Consider the following 1,268-nt stretch of genomic DNA (forward strand, 5'->3'; position numbering starts at 1 on the left):
ATAGGCAACGACAAAGACGCGTTGTGTTCGACGCTATCTTACAAGCTTGGCCTGGAGGGGCCGAGCGTGGCGGTCCAGACCTTCTGCTCCACCTCGCTAGTGGCGGTCCACCTGGCCTGCCAGAGTCTCTTGACGATGGAATGCGATCTGGCCCTCGCTGGAGGCGTTGCGGTGCAGGTGCCGCAGGGCCGGGGCTACCGGTTCCAAGAAGGCGGTATTTTGTCGCGCGACGGCCATTGCCGGACGTTCGATGCGCGCGCCGGCGGCAGCGTCATGGGGAGTGGCGTCGGCCTCGTCGTCCTGAAGCGGCTCGACGAGGCACTCGCCGACGGCGATCTCGTGCGAGCCGTGATCCGCGGCTCGGCGGTCAACAACGACGGCGCAACGCGGGCCGGTTACACTGCGCCTTCGGTGGACGGCCAAGCCGCGGTGATCGCCGAGGCGTTGGCCAACGCCGGCGTTCCGGCGCACAGCATCGGCTACCTCGAAGCGCACGGCACGGCGACGCCGCTCGGCGATGCGGTGGAGCTTGCCGCGACGATCAAGGCGTTTGGCGGGCGGCAGGAGCGGCGCGGCTGGTGCGCGATCGGCTCGCTGAAGCCCAACGTCGGGCATCTGGATCGCGCGGCGGGGATCGCCGGCCTCATCAAGGTAGTCGAGGCGCTGCAGCATCGCCAGTTGCCGCCGCAGATCGACTACGAGGTGCCGAGCGAGGCAGTCGATTTGTCGGCAAGCCCGTTCTACGTGACGCGGGAGGCGCGTCCTTGGCCGGCGGGCGAGGCGCCGCGGCGGGCGGGGGTCAGCTCATTTGGGCTCGGCGGCACGAACGCCCACGTGGTGCTGGAGGAGGCGCCGCCGCAACTCGCCTCGCCGCCGGCCCGGCCGCACGAACTAGTGCTCCTTTCGGCGAAGACGCCGGCCGCGCTCGAACGGGCGACGACACGCCTGGCGCAGCACCTTGAAGCGACGCCGGAACTCAACCTCGGCGACGTCGCCTTTACGCTCCAGGCAGGTCGCCGCGCCTTCAACCACCGGCGGATGGTGGTGGCCCACAACCCGGCCGACGCCGCTGCGGCGCTGTCAGGTCCCGATCGGAGCCGGGTCTTCACTTTGGAGCAGGCGCGTCGCGGCCGGCCCGTAGCCTTCATGTTCCCGGGCCTTGGCGACCACTATCCTGGTATGGCGGGCGACCTCTATCGCAGCGAGCCCGCCTTCCGCACTCCATTCGACCGCTGCGCAGACATCATCAGCGCCAACACCGGCGAGGA

The 1,268-nt window shown here is 69.6% G+C and carries 1 protein-coding gene; it reads left to right on the plus strand.

What is annotated here, in order from left to right; all coding sequences use genetic code 11:
* Positions 1-21 precede the first annotated feature (21 nt).
* A partial coding sequence (locus NKI06_RS30795; RefSeq protein ID WP_352987924.1) for a beta-ketoacyl synthase N-terminal-like domain-containing protein occupies positions 22-1,268 on the plus strand: 1,247 nt, incomplete at its 3' end.

This window comes from Mesorhizobium sp. M0772 (assembly GCF_040320135.1).
Classification (GTDB): Bacteria; Pseudomonadota; Alphaproteobacteria; order Rhizobiales; family Rhizobiaceae; genus Mesorhizobium.